At 53.4% G+C, this 19,508-nt stretch carries 14 protein-coding genes and 1 rRNA gene; 6 read left to right on the top strand and 9 right to left on the bottom strand.

Annotated elements, in window-relative coordinates; translation table 11 throughout:
* Positions 1 to 67: 67 nt before the first annotated feature.
* Positions 68 to 1,607, bottom strand: a 16S ribosomal RNA gene (locus C1N59_RS00415).
* A gap of 536 nt (positions 1,608 to 2,143) precedes the next feature.
* On the opposite strand from C1N59_RS00415, the gene mdtD reads away from it, so the two are divergent.
* Complete coding sequence (gene mdtD / locus C1N59_RS00410; protein ID WP_006121179.1) at positions 2,144 to 3,544, top strand: multidrug transporter subunit MdtD; 1,401 nt, start codon at positions 2,144 to 2,146, stop codon at positions 3,542 to 3,544.
* Here the strand turns inward: mdtD and rbsR are convergent.
* From rbsR to C1N59_RS00375, 7 genes are all read right to left on the bottom strand, one after another.
* A complete protein-coding gene (rbsR, locus tag C1N59_RS00405) occupies positions 3,541 to 4,524 on the bottom strand; it encodes a ribose operon transcriptional repressor RbsR (protein ID WP_054634791.1) in 984 nt (327 codons plus the stop codon). The two genes, mdtD and rbsR, sit on opposite strands and share 4 nt — an antisense overlap.
* A 13-nt stretch (positions 4,525 to 4,537) precedes the next feature.
* Positions 4,538 to 5,467 carry a ribokinase gene (gene rbsK / locus C1N59_RS00400; RefSeq protein WP_006121181.1) on the bottom strand — a complete coding sequence of 310 codons (930 nt, stop codon included), beginning with the start codon at positions 5,465 to 5,467 and terminating at the stop codon, positions 4,538 to 4,540.
* Between the two features lie 61 nt (positions 5,468 to 5,528).
* Positions 5,529 to 6,404, bottom strand: coding sequence for a ribose ABC transporter substrate-binding protein RbsB (gene rbsB / locus C1N59_RS00395; RefSeq protein WP_033737208.1), 876 nt, complete (start codon positions 6,402 to 6,404; stop codon positions 5,529 to 5,531).
* 26 nt (positions 6,405 to 6,430) lie between these two features.
* The gene (gene rbsC, locus C1N59_RS00390) at positions 6,431 to 7,402 is read right to left on the bottom strand and encodes a ribose ABC transporter permease (RefSeq protein ID WP_006121183.1); all 972 of its coding nucleotides are present in this window, start codon (positions 7,400 to 7,402) and stop codon (positions 6,431 to 6,433) included.
* Positions 7,399 to 8,907 (bottom strand): ribose ABC transporter ATP-binding protein RbsA, encoded by a 1,509-nt coding sequence (gene rbsA, locus C1N59_RS00385; protein ID WP_033737209.1) that lies wholly within the window; start codon positions 8,905 to 8,907, stop codon positions 7,399 to 7,401. The genes rbsC and rbsA overlap by 4 nt, the downstream gene beginning before the upstream one ends.
* 7 nt (positions 8,908 to 8,914) lie before the next feature.
* Positions 8,915 to 9,334 carry a D-ribose pyranase gene (rbsD, locus tag C1N59_RS00380; RefSeq protein ID WP_006121185.1) on the bottom strand — a complete coding sequence of 140 codons (420 nt, stop codon included), beginning with the start codon at positions 9,332 to 9,334 and terminating at the stop codon, positions 8,915 to 8,917.
* A gap of 182 nt (positions 9,335 to 9,516) precedes the next feature.
* On the bottom strand, positions 9,517 to 9,918 hold the full coding sequence (locus tag C1N59_RS00375; protein WP_006121186.1) for a YgiW/YdeI family stress tolerance OB fold protein: 402 nt from the start codon (positions 9,916 to 9,918) through the stop codon (positions 9,517 to 9,519).
* 160 nt (positions 9,919 to 10,078) lie between these two features.
* Here C1N59_RS00375 and qseB point away from each other — a divergent pair, with 160 nt between their 5' ends.
* A complete protein-coding gene (gene qseB, locus C1N59_RS00370; protein ID WP_006121187.1) occupies positions 10,079 to 10,750 on the top strand; it encodes a quorum sensing response regulator transcription factor QseB in 672 nt (223 codons plus the stop codon).
* On the top strand, positions 10,738 to 12,078 hold the full coding sequence (qseC, locus tag C1N59_RS00365; RefSeq protein ID WP_394550156.1) for a quorum sensing histidine kinase QseC: 1,341 nt from the start codon (positions 10,738 to 10,740) through the stop codon (positions 12,076 to 12,078). Before qseB ends, qseC begins: the two co-directional genes overlap by 13 nt.
* Positions 12,079 to 12,108: 30 nt before the next feature.
* On the opposite strand, the gene kup is transcribed toward qseC, so the two are convergent.
* Positions 12,109 to 13,977, bottom strand: coding sequence for a low affinity potassium transporter Kup (gene kup, locus C1N59_RS00360; protein ID WP_006121188.1), 1,869 nt, complete (start codon positions 13,975 to 13,977; stop codon positions 12,109 to 12,111).
* A 271-nt stretch (positions 13,978 to 14,248) separates the two neighbouring features.
* Between kup and ravA the strand changes: the two genes are divergently transcribed.
* From ravA to ovoA, 3 genes are all read left to right on the top strand, one after another.
* A complete protein-coding gene (gene ravA, locus C1N59_RS00355; protein ID WP_033737396.1) occupies positions 14,249 to 15,745 on the top strand; it encodes an ATPase RavA in 1,497 nt (498 codons plus the stop codon).
* Positions 15,742 to 17,202: an ATPase RavA stimulator ViaA gene (gene viaA / locus C1N59_RS00350; protein ID WP_033737214.1), complete on the top strand. Its 1,461-nt coding sequence runs from the start codon at positions 15,742 to 15,744 to the stop codon at positions 17,200 to 17,202. The genes ravA and viaA overlap by 4 nt, the downstream gene beginning before the upstream one ends.
* 74 nt (positions 17,203 to 17,276) lie before the next feature.
* Positions 17,277 to 19,415, top strand: coding sequence for a 5-histidylcysteine sulfoxide synthase (gene ovoA / locus C1N59_RS00345; protein ID WP_394550154.1), 2,139 nt, complete (start codon positions 17,277 to 17,279; stop codon positions 19,413 to 19,415).
* Positions 19,416 to 19,508 lie beyond the last annotated feature (93 nt).

Raw genomic sequence — 19,508 nt, 5'->3', positions numbered from 1 at the left:
CCGTCTTGCTTCTTCAGCTTTCTATCAGACAATCTGTGTGAGCACTGCGCACGAAGGTATCTTCAGGTAAGGAGGTGATCCAACCGCAGGTTCCCCTACGGTTACCTTGTTACGACTTCACCCCAGTCATGAATCACAAAGTGGTAAGCGCCCTCCGAAGGTTAAGCTACCTACTTCTTTTGCAACCCACTCCCATGGTGTGACGGGCGGTGTGTACAAGGCCCGGGAACGTATTCACCGTGGCATTCTGATCCACGATTACTAGCGATTCCGACTTCACGGAGTCGAGTTGCAGACTCCGATCCGGACTACGACGCACTTTATGAGGTCCGCTTGCTCTCGCGAGGTCGCTTCTCTTTGTATGCGCCATTGTAGCACGTGTGTAGCCCTACTCGTAAGGGCCATGATGACTTGACGTCATCCCCACCTTCCTCCGGTTTATCACCGGCAGTCTCCTTTGAGTTCCCGACCGAATCGCTGGCAACAAAGGATAAGGGTTGCGCTCGTTGCGGGACTTAACCCAACATTTCACAACACGAGCTGACGACAGCCATGCAGCACCTGTCTCAGCGTTCCCGAAGGCACCAAGGCATCTCTGCCAAGTTCGCTGGATGTCAAGAGTAGGTAAGGTTCTTCGCGTTGCATCGAATTAAACCACATGCTCCACCGCTTGTGCGGGCCCCCGTCAATTCATTTGAGTTTTAACCTTGCGGCCGTACTCCCCAGGCGGTCGACTTAACGCGTTAGCTCCGGAAGCCACTCCTCAAGGGAACAACCTCCAAGTCGACATCGTTTACGGCGTGGACTACCAGGGTATCTAATCCTGTTTGCTCCCCACGCTTTCGCACCTGAGCGTCAGTCTTCGTCCAGGGGGCCGCCTTCGCCACCGGTATTCCTCCAGATCTCTACGCATTTCACCGCTACACCTGGAATTCTACCCCCTCTACGAGACTCAAGCCTGCCAGTTTCAAATGCAGTTCCCAGGTTAAGCCCGGGGATTTCACATCTGACTTAACAGACCGCCTGCGTGCGCTTTACGCCCAGTAATTCCGATTAACGCTTGCACCCTCCGTATTACCGCGGCTGCTGGCACGGAGTTAGCCGGTGCTTCTTCTGCGGGTAACGTCAATTGATGAGGTTATTAACCTCACCACCTTCCTCCCCGCTGAAAGTACTTTACAACCCGAAGGCCTTCTTCATACACGCGGCATGGCTGCATCAGGCTTGCGCCCATTGTGCAATATTCCCCACTGCTGCCTCCCGTAGGAGTCTGGACCGTGTCTCAGTTCCAGTGTGGCTGGTCATCCTCTCAGACCAGCTAGGGATCGTCGCCTAGGTGGGCCGTTACCCCGCCTACAAGCTAATCCCATCTGGGCACATCCGATGGTGTGAGGCCCGGAGGTCCCCCACTTTGGTCTTGCGACGTTATGCGGTATTAGCTACCGTTTCCAGTAGTTATCCCCCTCCATCGGGCAGTTTCCCAGACATTACTCACCCGTCCGCCACTCGTCACCCGAGGAGCAAGCTCCTCTGTGCTACCGTCCGACTTGCATGTGTTAGGCCTGCCGCCAGCGTTCAATCTGAGCCATGATCAAACTCTTCAATTTAAAGTTTGATTTGCTGCAACCAGTGCAGCGATGCTCAAGGAAAACGTCGTAATGAATTTCAATACGTGTTCACTCTTAAGACTTGATATTTTTTACGTCCGGAGACGCGGATATCAATCCTGCGAGTGCCCACACAGATTGTCTGATAAATTGTTAAAGAGCAGTGCAACCAGCGGGTTAACCGTCTGTTGCGAGGTGGCGTATATTACGCTTTCCTCCTTCAGAGTCAACCTCTTTTTGAGAAGTTTTTCTCCGGCGAAAACTCCGGGGAGTTCTCTGCTGAACACCGCATTCCGTAAGCCGTTGTGCCGTGTCAGTGGAGGCGCATTATAGGGCGTTCTTTCTGGGTGACAAGCATTAATTATAAAAAAATGACTGAGCGATTCATTTTTAAACGAACGGGGTAAAAAGCAACACATCCTGCGTAAATAACGCACGGAAATCACCACATATCGGTTGAAAGAGGCGTATTGTGCATTTCTGCCAATGCTATTCTTTTTTATATTCTTTGCCGAAGACATTACGAAGGACGCTCAATGATTAAATCCGCGCGCAGTATGGCCGGTCTGCCATGGATTGCCGCTATGGCCTTCTTTATGCAGTCACTGGATGCCACGATACTCAATACCGCGCTGCCCGCGATCGCTACCAGCCTTGAACGTTCCCCGCTAGCCATGCAGTCCGCCGTTATCAGCTACACCTTAACTGTTGCCATGCTTATTCCGGTTAGTGGATGGCTTGCAGACCGCTTTGGCACACGCAAGATCTTTATTATTGCCGTTTCGCTGTTTACGCTGGGTTCACTTGCCTGTGCCTTATCGCCTTCCTTATCAATACTGGTCACATCGCGCGTTATTCAGGGCGTGGGTGGCGCGATGATGATGCCCGTCGCGCGGCTGGCACTTCTGCGTGCCTATCCCCGTAGTGAACTCTTACCTATTCTCAACTTTGTCACCATGCCGGGATTAGTCGGACCGATACTGGGGCCGTTGCTGGGGGGAATCATGGTGACCTATGCCACCTGGCACTGGATCTTCCTGATAAACATTCCGATAGGTCTGCTCGGCATCGTCTATGCACGTAAATTCATGCCTGACTTCACGACACCAAAGCGCCGCTTCGACTTTCTGGGATTTTTATTGTTCGGCATTGGATTAGTGATGATCTCTACCGGCATAGAGCTGTTTGGTGAGCGTATTGTCTCACCCTGGCTTGCGGCAGGCGTTCTGACTGGCGGCGTTGTCTTGTTGCTCCTCTATATAGCCCATGCCCGGCGTCATCCCTCGCCGTTGATCAATCTGCCCATGTTTAAGACACGCACATTCTCGGTAGGCATCATTGGTAACATCGCTTCGCGGCTGGGCACTGGCTGCGTGCCGTTTTTGATGCCGCTGATGCTTCAGGTAGGATTTGGCTATTCTGCGATTCTGGCTGGCTGCATGATGGCCCCCACAGCCATTGGCTCCATTCTGGCTAAACAAAGCGTGACGCAATTACTGCGCTGGTTTGGCTATCGCCGCCTGTTAGTCAGTATTACGATGATCATTGGCGTGATGATCGCCAGCTTCTCGCTGCAGTCACCTTCTGAGGATATTGCGTTCTTATTAATTCCGCTCTTCCTGTTAGGTATGGCGATGTCCACCCAGTTTACGGCAATGAACACCATTACCCTGGCTGATTTGGATGACGACAATGCCAGTGGCGGCAACAGTGTACTCGCGGTGACACAGCAGCTCGCGATCAGCTTTGGGGTGGCCGTCAGTGCAGCCGTCCTGCGCTTTTATCAGGAATTTGATAGCACGACAGTAGAACAGTTCCATTCTACCTTCCTGACGATGGGCATCGTCACCGTCCTGTCAGCGCTGACGTTTACGATGCTGCGCAATGGCGACGGACGCAACCTGATTAAAAATCGCGATAAAAAGAAGAAAGCTTAAACCGATCCCCGCGGAACCAGTTCCGGCGTCAGTACCAGCGTCTGCTGGCTGACGTCGGGATTACTCAGACGATAAATCAACGTATCAATAGCCAGTTCACCCAGCTCATCTTTCGGTTGATGAATGGTGCTCAGCGGTGGCGACATATAGCGCGCCAGTTCCACGTCATCATATCCCATCACCGCCATATCCTGAGGAATCTGCAAGCCGGCCTGATGCAGTGCATGGTAAACCCCAACCGCCATCGCGTCGTTGCTGGTAAAAACGGCATGCGGTGGGGTATCCAGCGCCAACAGTTCGAACATGGCGTTATAACCGCCCGCAAACTCAAAGTCACCGCTCACGACATAGTCTGGCGGGACCTCCAGACCGTTTTTCTGCATTGCCTGATGAAAACCTTCAAGGCGCATGCGCGCCGGGGTTTTATCAAGCGGCCCGGAAATACAGGCGATACGCGAATATCCGCTGTCAATCAGATGCTGTGTCGCCAGTTCCCCCCCCAACAGCGCGTTATCCTGAATGATATCGCCCCGCCCTTCGAAAGGCGCCCAGTCCATCATCACCATAGGAATAGAAGGATAACGATTCAGGATGTCCGCCGACGGTAAATGGCTTTCCGTGCACATAATCAGCAAACCATCGACCCGCTTTTGCAGCAAGGTTTCCAGGCTACGATTCATCCGGTCTTCGTCCCCGGCGGTATTGCACAGAATCAGGCTGTATCCACGCTCATAACAGCTGTCTTCAACACCACGTACCACTTCGGCATAAAAGGGGTTACTGCTGGCGGTCAGTAGCATGCCGATCGTATGGGTTTGGTTAAGCTTGAGGCTACGAGCCAGTGCCGACGGCGCATAGTTCAGATCGCGAATTGCCTGTTCGATTTTTTCACGTACACCATCGCTCACAAAACGATTCTTGTTGATGACGTGTGAAACCGTTGAGGTGGAGACGCCCGCCAGCCGGGCGACATCTTTCATCGTAGCCAAGCGCTTAACCCTGTTGCTGTAAAAAGTCGTCGATCTCGGCACGCCAGGGTACAGAGGGCTGTGCTCCCGAACGGGTTACCGCAATTGCCGCAGCAGCGTGCGCAAAGCGAACGGCATCCAGCATGGCCTTGCCTTCAAGACGTGCTGTGATAAACGCGCCGTTAAACGTATCACCCGCCGCAATCGTATCTACGGCTTTCACGTCAAAACCCGCAACACGTTGCCCCTGGCCCTTTTCACTCAGCCAGACGCCACGGCGTCCCAGGGTGATCAAGACAGTGGGGATGCCTTTATTATGTAACGCAGCCGCCGCACGCGCAGCGTCCTCATCATTTCTGACGGCAATTCCTGTCAGGATTTCAGCCTCAGTCTCGTTTGGCGTAATCACGTCAACCAGCGCTAACAGACTGTCCGGCAGAGCCGTTGCTGGCGCAGGATTCAAAATGACCTGCGTCTGATGCTGTCGGGCAAGGGTTGCCGCCGCTACAACGCTGTCCAGTGGTGATTCAAGCTGCATCAGTAATGCGTCAGCCCCGGCGATAACCTGCTGGTGACGCGCGACGTAGGCTGGCGTTAACGCGGCATTAGCACCGGAATAGATGCCTATATTATTTTCGCCTTCGCCATTGACGAAGATCATCGCAACGCCCGTCGATTCACCCTCAATGACCTCTACCGGCTGGGTATCAATCTTATCCTGCGCGAGTTGCTGACAGACACGTTCACCAATGTCATCGGCACCGACACAAGCAATAAAGGCAATATCAGCGCCCGCACGGCCGGCCGCAACCGCCTGATTGGCGCCTTTACCACCAAACGCAATCTGATATTTTTGCCCGATCACCGTTTCGCCGGGACGGGGAAAGTGTGCCAGATTAAGGATATGGTCAGCATTGATGCTGCCGAGAACGGCCAGTTTTGCGTGTTTGCTCATTGGGAGAGTCCGAAATAAGTGCGCCACCGATGGGTGGCGCAGTGCCCTGCTTTTCTTTGATTTATTTAGTAACCAGTTTCAAATCAACTGGATAAACTGCCTGCACTTTTTCGCCTTTCAGCACTTTATCAGCAGTCTGAACGCCGATCATGCCAATTTTCTCTGGCATCTGAGCAACGGTCGCCGCCAGCTTACCGCCTTCAACGGCTTTCACACCATCTGGCGTGCCGTCAAAGCCCACCACCAGCACATCGGTCTTGCCAGCAGTCTGCAGTGCACGCAGGGCACCCAGTGCCATTTCGTCGTTCTGGGCAAATACCGCCTGCACATCTGGATGCGCCTGCAACAGGTTCTGCATCACGTTCAGGCCTTTAGTACGGTCAAAGTCAGCAGGCTGGCTGGCCAGAACTTTGAACTTGTGTGCATCAACGGCTTTCTGGAAGCCTTCGCCACGTTCACGGGCTGCTGAAGTTCCCGCGATCCCTTCTAATTCGATGATTTTCGCGCCATCACCCAGTTTACGGGCAATAAAGTCACCTGCCATTTTTCCGCCGAAGCGGTTATCAGATGCAACATGGCTTACCACGGTACCCTGAGCCGCCACGCGATCCAGCGTGATAACAGGGATTTTTGCCTGGTTAGCCAGCTTGATGGCATTGCCTACAGAGTCAGAATCGGTTGGGTTGATCAGCAGTGCTTTGGTGCCGCGAACCGTCAGATCCTGCACGTTAGCCAGTTCTTTCGCAGGGTTGTTCTGTGAATCCAGCACGACCAGGTTGTAACCCAGTTTATCCGCTTCTTTTTGCGCGCCGTCTTTCAGGGACACAAAGAACGGGTTATTCAGCGTAGAGATAACAAGGGCAATGGTATCTTTCGCCATTGCGCTGGCGCTGAGGGTTGCGCCAAGAATGACAGCGAGTGCAGTTAACTTTTTCATCATTTTATCCTGTATAAGAGTCTGAGTTATTTGCTGCTTTTATTATCCACCAGCACCGCCAGCAGAATAACGACTGCTTTGACGATCATCTGGTAGTAGGAAGATACACCCATCAGATTTAATCCATTGTTTAAAAAGCCAAGGATTAATGCGCCAATTAAGGTGCCAACGACGCGGCCTTTACCGCCTGCCAGACTCGTTCCGCCCAGCACGACAGCCGCGATAGCGTCCAGTTCATAGCCTGTACCCGCTGTTGGCTGGGCAGAAGACAGACGCGCCACTTCAATCGATCCCGCCAGCGCGGCCAGCATGCCAGACAGTGAGTAAACAATAACTTTCACACGGTTAACGTTGATGCCGGAGAGACGCGTGGCCGCCTCATTACCGCCCAACGCATAAATATAGCGACCTAGGCGCGTGTGATGCAGCATGTACCAGGCGGCGACAAACACCAGCGCCATCAGCCAGACCGGGGTTGGAATACCCAGCGGACGACCAATACCAATCCAGCCAAACAGATCGGCATTATCGTTAAAACCGGTATTGACCGGACTGCCGTTGGTATAAACCATGGTGACGCCGCGCAGCAGTAACATCATGACCAGCGTAGCGATAAACGCCTGCACCTTGCCCCGCGCCACGATGGTTCCCGTGACCGCACCAATCGCCGCGCCCAGCACCAGGGAGGCTGCAACAGCAACAAAGGCATTCACCTCCATGCCCACCAGCGAGGCGGCCACCGCGCCCGTCAGCGCCAGCAGCGAGCCGACGGAAAGATCGATGCCGGACGTTAAAATGACCAGGGTCATTCCCACGGCCATGATGGCATTGACCGACGTCTGCTGAAGAATGTTGAACAGGTTGGCCACAGTAAAGAAATTCGGGCTCTGGCTCGCCACAACAGCAATCAACACAATCAGCGCAATCAGCGATTTTTGCTCAAGTAGCCAGGCTTTGCTGAACCAGCGACGGTTAGATGGAACGGTTTGGGTGGTCATACAACTAAATCCTCACTGTGTTGCTTACCGACGGCTGCTGCCATCAGGCTTTCCTGGGTAGCTTCTTCACGGCTAAATTCGCCGCTTAAACGGCCTTCATGCATCACGACAATGCGGTCACTCATGCCCAGCACCTCTGGCATTTCTGACGACACCAGGATGATGCTCAGCCCTTCAGCTTTGAACTGATTAATCAGCTGATAGATCTCTTTTTTTGCCCCGACGTCCACGCCGCGCGTCGGTTCGTCAAGAATCAACACGTTTGGGCGCGTCATCAATCCACGGGCTATCGCCACCTTCTGCTGATTCCCGCCCGATAACAGGCCAATCGGCTGCTCCATCGACGGCGTTTTCACGTTAAATAAGCGAATGAAATCTTTTACAGCGAGCTGCTCTTCCGCATGGCGCAGTCTGCCAGCCGGGTGACTGAAATAGCGTAAGGCGGTAAGCGACATGTTTTCTTTGACTGACATGCCTAACACCAGGCCATCGCGCTTGCGATCTTCGGAGATATAAACGATGCCGTTAGCCAGGCCATCCTGAGGAGAACGGATCACGACTTCACGTCCACTCAGCCAGACCTGCCCCCCGGTACGGGGCAAGGCACCATACAAAATTTTCATTAACTCTGTCCGGCCTGCGCCCATCAGGCCCGATACGCCGAGAATTTCGCCTTTACGTAAGGTAAAGCTGACGTCATCCACGCCAGGGCCGCTGAGGTTCTGAACCTTAAGACGAATTTCGCCGGGCGCCTCATCCAGATGGGGATACTGATCTTCTAATTTGCGCCCCACCATCATTTCGATCAGGCTCTCTTCGCTCATCTCGGCGACCGGACGCTCTGCAATAAATTGCCCGTCACGGAAGACCGTCACGTCATCACAAATCTCAAAAATTTCTTTCATACGATGAGAGATATAAACGATGCCGCATCCTTGCGCCTTCAGTTCATTGATCACCCGGAACAAGGACAATGTTTCGGTATCCGTCAGCGCATCCGTGGGCTCATCCATAATGATGACTTTCGATTCAAAGCTCAGAACCTTGGCAATTTCGACCATTTGTTGATCGCCGATGGATAAATCGCCCACCAGCTTGTGACTGCTAAAACGCAGATTCAGGCGTTTCAGGAGCGCATCCGCCTCGGCATACATCCGCTTCCAGTTAATGCGACCAAAACCATTAACGAATTCACGCCCAAGAAAGATGTTTTCTGCCACAGTCAACTGCGGGATCAGGTTGAGCTCCTGATGGATAATGCCGATACCGGCTTCCTGCGAGGCTTTCGGTCCACTGAAGGTGGTTTCTTCGCCCAGCCACTGCAGTGATCCGGCATCACGGGTATAAATCCCGGTCAGCACCTTCATCATGGTGGACTTGCCGGCGCCATTCTCACCGACTAATGCCATAACGCGTCCTGCCCAGACGGACAGCGACGCGCCATTTAATGCTTTCACGCCCGGAAACGCTTTTTCGATGCCTTTGAGCTGCAGTAACGGTTGCATAACGGCCTCAGAAGGTCACACCGGCACTCAGGATGACATTCGCATACGGAGAGCACTCTCCGCTGCGAATGACCGCCTGGCTACGTTGTGTTTGTTGTTTAAACTGTTCATGACTGATGTAGCGGATGGTAATGCGATTTCCCTGGTGCTGTTGCAATGCGTCGAGCACGGCGATCAGTTCGCTATGGAGCTGCGGATTGTGTTGCTTAATTTCTTCCGCGATAAAGGCGCTTTCCACCTGCATCTCATGCGTTACCGCTTCCACCACCTGCATGAAGCCTGGCGTACCCGGTATCAGTGCCAGATCGATACGCTGCGTTTCTGCCGGAATGGGCAACCCCGCATCAGCGATCGTTAACGTATCTGTATGGCCCAGGCGGGCGATAACGTAAGAGAGTTCAGCGTTTAACAGGCGACCTTTTTTCATTTTTCCACTCCAGAGCGAAACGTTTCGCTTTCTGGAGTGTATAAAAAGAAGGTTACAATTCAACCACTGGAGAAGAAATTTGTGATCGCTATCGAAACGTTTCGATATTGCCGGAGAGAATTTGAGTTAGGTACTGTTCTGAAAGGAAAACCGGACCGTCAATACGGTCCGGTCACGGGTGATTAAGGGAGCTTCTTAACCTGTTTCACATCCAGTTCAATGCTGTTGAAATCTTTATCCAGTTCACCTGTCAGCTCAACCCGATCTTTCGGTGAAACCGTGACGCCATTCCAGCGCTTATGGTCGATCTCGACCGTCATTGTGCCGCTTTCATCGCGGAACAAATAATCTTCGTTACCCGTTTGTTTTTCAAGCTGACCCCTTACGGTAATCCAGCTGTCATCTTTCATCGCTTCAGCCTGCTTCACCGTCACGACGCTGGTGTGATCGGCGTGAAAACCACCCTGCTGCGTGTGTGCTGCCGGTGCAGGCGCATTCGGGTCAACAAAACCGCCTTGTTGTGCCGCCAGTACAGGCGCAGACGCTAACAGTGTTACAGCGATAAGTGCAGCATACTTTTTCATTTCGTCACCTCTTGTCTGTGAATCCGTTCTTTCAGTGACAGCAGTAAACCACACAGTTCTTAACAGGATCTTAAGGGGAAAATATCCTCTTTTTTTAGCCAGACTCGCTGTACAACCGCCATTTCGCTTCGTATAAATCGCTTATTAAAAGGGAGAGACGATGCGCATTTTACTGATTGAGGACGATCGCCTGATCGGCGACGGCATTAAGGCTGGACTCAGCAAACTGGGGTTTAGCGTCGACTGGTTTGTCTCAGGCGAGGCCGGATTTCAGGCCCTGAATGCCGCCCCGTGGGATGCGGTTGTGCTTGATCTGTCCCTGCCGGAGCGTGACGGGCTGGACATTCTGCGCCAGTGGCGTCAGCAGGGGTACGATGTCCCGGTACTCATTCTGACGGCGCGCGATGCACTCGACCAACGGGTTGAAGGATTACAGATGGGCGCGGACGATTATCTGTGCAAACCCTTTGCGCTGACCGAAGTCGCCGCGCGTTTACAGGCACTGATTCGACGACGCCACGGGCAACTGCAACCCGAACTGCGTCACGGCGATGTCGTATTGATCCCCGGTAACCTCAGCGTGGTACAAAACGGGGCCAGCGTTGAACTAAAAAGCCGCGAGATGGCGCTGCTGGAACTGTTTATGCGTAACCCGGGGCGCGTGCTGACGCGCAGCCAGTTAGAAGAAAAACTTTACACCTGGGATACCGAGGTTTCGAGTAATGCGGTTGAGGTGCATATTCATCATCTGCGCAGGAAATTAGGCCAACGCTTTATTCGCACGATTCACGGCGTGGGCTATACGCTGGGGGAAAGCGAATGCGATCGATGAGCTTATTCCTGCGTCTGGGCATTGGCCTGATGTTGATACTCGGCATCTGCTGGGGAGCGGCCACGCTGAGCGCTCGCTACCAGACGCGCGAAACGATCAATGAGCTGTTTGATACGCAGCAACTGTTACTTGCAAAGCGCCTGCTGACGCTGAATTTCACCTCAGTGAACGAAACCTCGCTTCCCAGGAGTAAAAAAATACTGCCCCATAACCGGGGCGAACAGGATGATGATGCGCTGGCCTTTGCCGTCTTTACGCGTGATGGGAAACCGGTCCTCAACGATGGCGATAACGGCAAAGATCTTCTCTTTAATGCCGATCATCAGGGCTTTCTGAATGGTCAGCTCAGGGACGATGACGATCCCTGGCGGTTAGTCTGGCTGACCACGCCCGATCAACGCTACCGCGTAGTAGTGGGTCAGGAATGGGAATACCGGGATGACATGGCCAACGATATCGTGAAGACCAGCACGCTGCCCTGGCTGATTTCACTCCCCTTTATGCTGCTGATGTTAACGGGCCTGGTCTGGTATGAACTCCGCCCGCTAAAAAAGCTCAGCCAGCAACTGGCTCAACGCGCACCTGATGATGATGCGCCTTTACAGGCTGACCGCGTGCCGAAAGAGGTGCGCCCGGTCATTGACGCGCTGAATGGACTGTTTGGTCGAATTCATACGATGGTGCAGCGGGAACGCCGCTTCACGTCCGATGCGGCGCACGAATTACGCAGTCCGCTGGCGGCCCTGCAGGTACAAAGCGAGGTCATCCAACTGGCCGCCGATGACGAGGCAATGCGCACGCATGCACTTCAGCAGTTGGATGCGGGCATTGTCCGGGCGACACGTCTGGTGGATCAGTTACTGACGCTGTCGCGTATTGAAGCAGAGGATGCCCGTAACGCGTTCCAGCCCGTCATGCTGAAGAAAGTGGCGCAGGAAACCCTGACCTCACAGCTGCCGCTGGCAGAGAAAAGTGATATCCGGTTGCGCTTCAATGCTGAAGCCGATCCGGTCATTTCGGGACATCCCTTGCTGCTGTCTTTGCTGATAAGGAATCTGCTTGATAACGCCATTCGTTATACACCGCCAGGCAGCAACGTGGATCTGATTCTTCAGTCAGGAAGATTGCGAGTGGAAGATAACGGCAACCGTTTATCACCCGATGCGCTACAACGACTGGGTGAGCGTTTCTGGCGTCCGCCAGGGCAGGAGAAAAGCGGCAGTGGATTAGGTTTATCCATTGTGCGCAATATTGCCCAGTTACATGGCATGACGCTGCACTTCAGTCAGCTTCCGGAAGGCGGGCTGTGCGTCAGCCTGAGCTGGTAAAAAAAGCGCCTGACAGGCAGGCGCACGCTGTTAAATCTCGACCTGGGTACCCAGTTCAATCACCCGGTTGGGCGGAATCTCAAACTGATCGGGCGCACGTAGCGCATTGCGCTGTAGCGTCATGAACAGCTTGCCGCGCAGTCGCAGATACCATGGCCGTTTGCCGATAATCAGCGACTCATGAGACATAAAGAATGAGGTCTCCATCATGCGGCAGTTCAGTCCCTCCAGCCCACAACGATGGAAAATCTCCTCTACGTTTGGCGTTTCACGCCAGCCGTAACTGGCTACCACACGCCAGAAGGTCGGCGACAACTGTTCGATAGTCACGCGTCTGACGTTATGCACATAGGGCGCGTCTTCTGTGCGCAGTGTTAATAACACCACGCGTTCGTGCAGCACCTTATTGTGCTTAAGGTTATGCAGCATGGCAAAAGGGATCACATTTAGTGCGCGTGACATATAAACCGCCGTTCCGGGCACGCGCACAGGCGGCGATTTTTCCAGAGAAGCAATCATTGCCTCCAGAGAGTTGCCGTGTTCATGCATACGACGCAGCAAACGGAAGCGTTCACTCTTCCATGTCGTCATCACGATAAACATCATCAATGCCAGAGTCAGCGGCAGCCAGCCACCGGAGAAAATCTTGATCAGGTTGGCCGAGAACAGGGATACGTCAATGCACAGCATGGCAATCAAAATCAGTCCAACCAGATAGCGATTCCAGTGCCAGTTCATTATCGCGACGGTCGCGCAAAGCACAGAGGTCAGCACCATTGTGCCCGTGACCGCAATCCCGTACGCCGCAGCAAGATTACTCGAATGCTCAAAACCAATAATCACAATCACCACAGAGAAATAGAGCAGCCAGTTAATGATTGGGATATAGATCTGGCCTGACTCTTTTTCTGAGGTATGAACAATGCGCATGGGCGGCAGATAGCCGAGACGCACGGCCTGTCGGGTTAACGAGAATACGCCGGAAATAACCGCCTGCGAGGCGATGACGGTGGCTAACGTTGCCAGAATCAACATGGGGACAAGCGCCCAGTCGGGTGCCAGCAGGAAAAACGGGTTTTTGATCGCTTCCGGGTGTTTCAGCAACAGCGCACCCTGACCAAAATAGTTGAGCACCAGCGACGGCAGCACCACCACAAACCACGCCAGACGAATAGGAAACTTACCGAAGTGCCCCATGTCTGCATACAGCGCTTCAACGCCCGTAATCGCCAGCACAACGGCGCCAAGCGCAAAGAAGGACACCGATTTATATTCCACAAAGAAGTGCAGCGCCCAGTAAGGATTCAGCGCCTGGAGTACCTCAGGATTGTTGGCAATGCTTCGTGCGCCCAGTATTGCCAGCACGATAAACCACAGCAGCATGACCGGCGCAAACAGTTTACCGACAATCCCTGTACCGTGTTTCTGGATAATAAACAGCAGCGTAAGCACGGTGATTGCCAGCGGAACAATATAGCTGTCCAGGTTGGGCGCGGCGATTTCCAGCCCTTCAATCGCTGACAGGACGGAGACGGCTGGCGTAATCACCACTTCGCCATAGAAGAAGCTGCCGCCAATCAGTCCCATAATTACCAGCGTTGCCGTTATGCGCCCGCCCGTATGTCGGCCCGCCAACGACATCAGCGTCAGAATACCGCCTTCTCCGGCATTATCAGCACGCATAACGTAGCTGATGTATTTCAACGAGACCACCAGCACCAGCAGCCAGAAAATCAGCGAAAGAAAGCCAAAGACGGCATCCCGTTCAACGCCAAAACCAAACTGTCCCGAAAGACATTCGCGTAAGGTATAAAGCGGGCTGGTACCGATATCGCCATAGACGACCCCAATAGCCGCCAGCGTTAATCCGCCTAGTGAGTGCTTATTATCAGAGCTCATAAAATGATCTTTTGTTAGATTCTGAGAGGCGCTCAAGCCATCAAAAAGCGCACAGTATGCACGTATTCACGAAAATTTATACTCCGCCGTCAGGGTTACAGGCGGTCATCCCCTGATTTCTTGCGTTCTTATTAACATTAAAAGCCGCGCTATCGAACCTTATGAAACAAAAAAGCTGACATCGATTAACGCTTTCGCGCATCATACCCTATAGAGTATTGCGTTCGCTAAAACGCTGCGGCTCGACGATCGTAAGGACATAGATGTGATTATGGCTCAACCCCATCTTTTGGCAGAAAGAATTTCTCGGCTCAGCAATGCGTTAGAAAAAGGTTTGTATGAGCGACATCATGCCATTCGCCTTTGCCTGCTGGCCGCACTTAGCGGCGAAAGCGTTTTTTTACTTGGCCCGCCAGGTATTGCAAAAAGCCTGATTGCCCGCCGACTGAAATGCGCCTTTCAACATGCCCGTGCCTTTGAATATTTGATGACCCGCTTCTCCACACCGGAAGAAGTCTTTGGTCCCCTTTCCATCCAGGCATTGAAAGATGAAGGCCGCTATCAGAGGCTGACCAAAGGTTATTTACCGGACGCTGAAATCGTTTTTCTGGATGAGATCTGGAAAGCCGGCCCGGCCATCCTGAATACGCTGCTCACCGCCATCAACGAACGCCGCTTTCGCAATGGCGATAGCGAAGAAAAAATTCCGATGCGCCTGCTGGTCACCGCCTCGAATGAGTTACCGGAAGCCGACAGCGGACTGGAAGCCCTGTATGACCGTATGTTGATCCGCCTGTGGCTGGACAACGTGCATGAAAAACAAAACTTCCGCAGCATGCTGACCCACCAGCAGGATGAAAATGACAATCCGGTAGCCGAGTCGCTGCGCATCAGTGACGAAGAATATGTGCAATGGCAGCAAGGCATCAGTCAGGTTGCGTTGCCGGATAATGTCTTTGAACTGATTTACCAGCTACGTCAGCACCTGGAGAAGCTACCAGAGGCACCCTACATTTCCGATCGCCGCTGGAAAAAAGCCATTCACCTGTTGCAGGCCAGCGCTTTTTACAGTGGCCGCAATGCGATAGCGCCCCTCGATCTGATCCTGCTTAAGGACTGCCTGTGGCACGACGTCGCATCGATGAAAATTCTGGACAGTGAAATCGATCAGTTGATGACGCAGCACGCCTGGCAACAGCAAACGATCCTGCTGAAACTCCAGCAGCTCAAAGCGCGTCGGCTGGCGTTGCAACAGCAGCAAAGCGTCGCTGCTGCAATTACGCTGGAAAAACACAGCGGTATGTTTAGCCGTAAACCCCATTACGATTTGCCCGAAAGCTTTACCGAGGCACAGTTAACCCTGATGTTGCAGAAACCCCTTGTGCTGCACGACATGCAGGTGACGCATTTGGTGATCGAGCGCGAAGCGCTGGATCACTGGCTGCAAAAAGGTGGTGATGTGCGCGGTAAATTAAATGGCATCGGTTTTGCGCAGACGCTGGATTTGCTGGTGGATGCGCAGCACTGCCTGGCGATACGCGACGTCAGTTTGCAAACCGCCAGGCTGACATTGCCGGGTGCCAGCAGCGCCGATGCCTTGCCGCAGGAAATCAGCGACGCGCTGGATGAACTTGACGGCCAGTTGCGTCAACAGCGTCACCTTTTCAGCCAGCAGCAACGTTGCCTGTTTATCAGCGATGACTGGCTGGCACGCGTCGAAACCAGCCTGCAGGATGTGGCGGAACAGCTCAAACAGGCGCGTAAATGATCTCACTGGAGACGCTGAGTACATTGCTGTCAATCGGCGAAACGGACCTGATTGAAGAGCTTATTCTGGCCTTACTCGCGTCTCCACAGCTGGCGCTTTTCTTTGAAAAATTCCCCGGTATGAAGAAGGCGCTGCTACGTGACGTCCCTCGCTGGAAAGCCGAGATTGACGCCGAACTCAAAGCCACGCCCGTTCCCGACATGCTGGCGGAAGAATTTCAGCTGTTTCAGCGTATTCAGTTACTCAGCGATCGTGAATTTAGCCAGCAGCTTGATGAAACGCTTGCTCACCTCGAACGCCTGACATCCCCTTTCTTAGAGGAAGCTCGACGGCTGCTGCTGCATAACGATCCCGGTAATCTCAGCACCGCACAACATACCTTATTCCTGCAACGCTGGCGGCTCAGCCTCACACTGCAAACGCTCACGCTGAATGAACAACTCCTTGAGCAGCAGCGTGAACGTCTGATGGCAGAGTTGCAGCAACGTATGGCACTGAGCGGGCAGCTGGCGCCGGTACTGGCGGATGATGACGAAGCCGCAGCCGGACGCTTGTGGGATATGGGCAAAGCCCCGCTCCAGCACGGCGATTACCAGTTGATGCTGCAATATGGGGATTTTCTTGCGCAGCAGCCTGAATTAATGAAGCTGGCTCAGCAACTGGGCCGCAGCCGGGAAGCAAAGTCGGTGCCTTCACAGGATGCCCCGCTGGAAACATTCCATCATCTGGTACGCGAACCGGATGCCGTGCCGGAAGAAGTCAGCGGCATTCATCAGAGCGATGATGTGCTGCGTTTATTACCGCCTGAGCTTGCGGCATTAAGCGTCAGTGAACTGGAACTTGAGTTTTACCGCCGCCTGGTAGAGAAGCGATTACTTACTTACAAACTTCAGGGTGACGCCTGGCACGAAAAGATCACTCAGCGTCCGGTCAGCCACCAGCAGCATGAAGAACAGCCACGTGGCCCCTTTATCGTTTGTGTCGATACGTCCGGCTCGATGGGCGGTTTCAATGAGCGATGTGCAAAAGCCTTTTGCCTGGCCCTTCTCAAGATTGCGCTGGCCGATCGGCGGCGCTGTTACATCATGTTATTCGCGCATGACGTAATTGGTTACGAATTAACGGGCGATGACGGACTGGAGCAGGCCATTCGTTTTCTCAGCCAGCGTTTTCGCGGTGGCACCGACCTGGCAGCCTGCCTTTCCGCCGTCATTGCCCGCATGGAAGGGCCGCAATGGCAGGATGCGGATGCCGTCATCGTGTCTGATTTTATCGCGCAACGCCTGCCAGATGAGGTTGTGCGCAGCGTTAAACATCGCCAGCAACAGCAGCAGCAACGCTTTCACGCTGTCGCCATGTCTGCGCACGGAAAACCCGGCATCATGCGTATCTTTGACCATATCTGGCGTTTTGATACCGGCATAAAAAGCCGTTTATTGCGTCACTGGCGCCGTTAAGCCCTACGGCAGAAATCCCATTTTGCTTTATAGTAAATATCTGCAATTACTTATTCAGCAATCTGGAGTGTCCTGTGAACGCTGTTCAACACCATCATGATTTGCCAGCCCCAACCCGAACACCGCTGCTCTCTGGCCAAAACGTCGAACAAAAACGTGCCGAGCTCCTGGCTTATTTCAACCAGACCTGGGCGCTGTACGAGGATCTGTTTACCTGCCTCAACGATCAACGCGCCTGGTTTACAAAAGCGATACCGCTGCGTCATCCGCTGATCTTCTATTTCGGCCACACCGCCACCTTTTATATAAACAAGCTCATGGCAGGCCGCTACATCGACTCACGTATTGACGATCGCATCGAAGCGATGCTGGCAATAGGCGTCGATGAAATGAGCTGGGATGATCTTAATGACAGTCACTATGACTGGCCTTCAGTGGAAGCTGTACGCGATTATCGCGGCAGTGTGAAAGCACTGGTGACGCAGTTTATTGAAACGATGCCGCTGGAATTGCCTGTTAGCTGGGACAGTCCGGCCTGGGTTATTTTGATGGGCATTGAGCATGAACGTATTCATCTTGAAACATCCAGCGTACTGATTCGGCAGTTACCGGTTGAATGGGTAAAACCGCAACCACAATGGCCGGTCTGCAGCGAAGCGCGTCACGATCGCCAGTCCGTCCCGACAAACAGCCTGGTTTCTCAGCCAGGCGGACTGATTACGCTGGGTAAAACCGATGACACCTACGGCTGGGACAATGAATACGGCACGCAGCAGACAGAGCTGAAACCGTTTAAAGCCAGCAAAATGCTGGTCAGTAATGCCGAGTTTTATACCTTTATCGAAGCGGGCGGTTACCAGAACGATCGCTGGTGGGATGAAGAAGGGCTGGGCTGGCGTAAGTTTGCCAGGGCGACAATGCCGACCTTCTGGGTCGGCAACGCCGCGATGCCCGATCAGCTAAAACTGCGTTTGATGTGCGAAGAAGTGGCAATGCCATGGGACTGGCCTGCTGAGGTGAATCAGTTGGAAGCGGCCGCGTTTTGCCGCTGGAAAGCCGAGGAAACCGGAAAATCTGTGCAGTTGCCTTGCGAAGCAGAATGGTACCAGTTGCGTGAACAGGTTGAAGGCGACCAGCCAGACTGGGATCAGGCGCCGGGCAACATAAACCTGGCCTACTGGGCTTCATCCTGTCCTGTTGATCGCTTCCCACAGGGTGAGTTCTTTGACATCGTGGGGAACGTCTGGCAGTGGACGACTACGCCAACCAATGGCTTTGAGGGCTTCAAAGTTCATCCCCTTTACGATGATTTCTCGACACCTACCTTTGATGGTAAGCATTCACTTATTAAAGGTGGCAGTTGGATATCGACTGGCAATGAAGCCATTAAATCGTCACGTTATGCCTTCCGTCGCCACTTTTTCCAGCATGCCGGCTTCCGCTATGTCGTTTCTTCCCATCAGGAAACCATGGCGCTGAACCCTTATGAAACCGACAGCATGGTTTCACAATATCTCGATTTCCAATACGGCCCACGGTATTTCGGCGTTGATAACTATGCAGAAGCGCTGGTCACACTGGCGCTGCCGCACTGTAAGAACCGCGGAGAGGCACTGGATATCGGCTGCGCGACGGGCCGCGCGAGCTTTGAGCTGGCTCGTCACTTTGCGCATGTGACCGGCATGGATTACTCGGCACGCTTTATTGATGTCGCGTTACAGCTGACCACGGGTGAGGATTTCCGTTATGTCGTGCCGGAAGAAGGCGAGTTGGTTGAGTATCGTCAGGTAAGGCTTAAGGACTTTTCTGTTACCAGCGAACAGGCAAAGCGTATTCAGTTTATCCAGGGTGATGCCTGTAATATGAAACCCCAGCCTACACGTTACGATCTGGTCCTGGCATCAAATCTGATTGATCGCCTGCGCCAGCCGGCCCGGTTCCTTCATGATGTCACCCCCATGATCCGCTCGGGTGGCCTTCTGGTTCTGTCATCGCCATACACCTGGCTTGAAGAGTTTACGCCGAAGGAAAACTGGTTGGGCGGGGTAAGGGAAAATGGCGAAGCGCTGACGACCTTACAGGCGCTACAACGCCTGCTGGCGGCAGACTTTGAGCAAATCGGTTCGCCACAGGACGTGCCGTTTGTGATTCGTGAAACCGCCCGTAAGTTCCAGCACACGCTTGCCCAGGTCACGCTCTGGCGTAAGCGTTAACCCGTGGGCAGCGGCACGTGCCGCTGTCCGTTGGTTGCCAGGGCCGTTATTTTGCTGCACATTCTCCTCAGTTCATTGAAGAAAAACGATAAC

The sequence above is a fragment of the Pantoea sp. SGAir0183 genome, assembly GCF_043545505.1.
Note: the sequence above shows the minus strand (reverse complement) of the source record. Positions and strands in the feature narration are given on the sequence as shown.

Bases quoted from the DNA above. Each gene is read 5' to 3' on its own strand.
- mdtD (WP_006121179.1), top strand. From the start codon at position 2,144: ATGATTAAATCCGCGCGCAGTATGGCCGGTCTGCCATGGATTGCCGCT.
- rbsR (WP_054634791.1), bottom strand. From the start codon at position 4,524: ATGAAAGATGTCGCCCGGCTGGCGGGCGTCTCCACCTCAACGGTTTCA.
- rbsK (WP_006121181.1), bottom strand. From the start codon at position 5,467: ATGAGCAAACACGCAAAACTGGCCGTTCTCGGCAGCATCAATGCTGAC.
- rbsB (WP_033737208.1), bottom strand. From the start codon at position 6,404: ATGAAAAAGTTAACTGCACTCGCTGTCATTCTTGGCGCAACCCTCAGC.
- rbsC (WP_006121183.1), bottom strand. From the start codon at position 7,402: ATGACCACCCAAACCGTTCCATCTAACCGTCGCTGGTTCAGCAAAGCC.
- rbsA (WP_033737209.1), bottom strand. From the start codon at position 8,907: ATGCAACCGTTACTGCAGCTCAAAGGCATCGAAAAAGCGTTTCCGGGC.
- rbsD (WP_006121185.1), bottom strand. From the start codon at position 9,334: ATGAAAAAAGGTCGCCTGTTAAACGCTGAACTCTCTTACGTTATCGCC.
- C1N59_RS00375 (WP_006121186.1), bottom strand. From the start codon at position 9,918: ATGAAAAAGTATGCTGCACTTATCGCTGTAACACTGTTAGCGTCTGCG.
- qseB (WP_006121187.1), top strand. From the start codon at position 10,079: ATGCGCATTTTACTGATTGAGGACGATCGCCTGATCGGCGACGGCATT.
- qseC (WP_394550156.1), top strand. From the start codon at position 10,738: ATGCGATCGATGAGCTTATTCCTGCGTCTGGGCATTGGCCTGATGTTG.
- kup (WP_006121188.1), bottom strand. From the start codon at position 13,977: ATGAGCTCTGATAATAAGCACTCACTAGGCGGATTAACGCTGGCGGCT.
- ravA (WP_033737396.1), top strand. From the start codon at position 14,249: ATGGCTCAACCCCATCTTTTGGCAGAAAGAATTTCTCGGCTCAGCAAT.
- viaA (WP_033737214.1), top strand. From the start codon at position 15,742: ATGATCTCACTGGAGACGCTGAGTACATTGCTGTCAATCGGCGAAACG.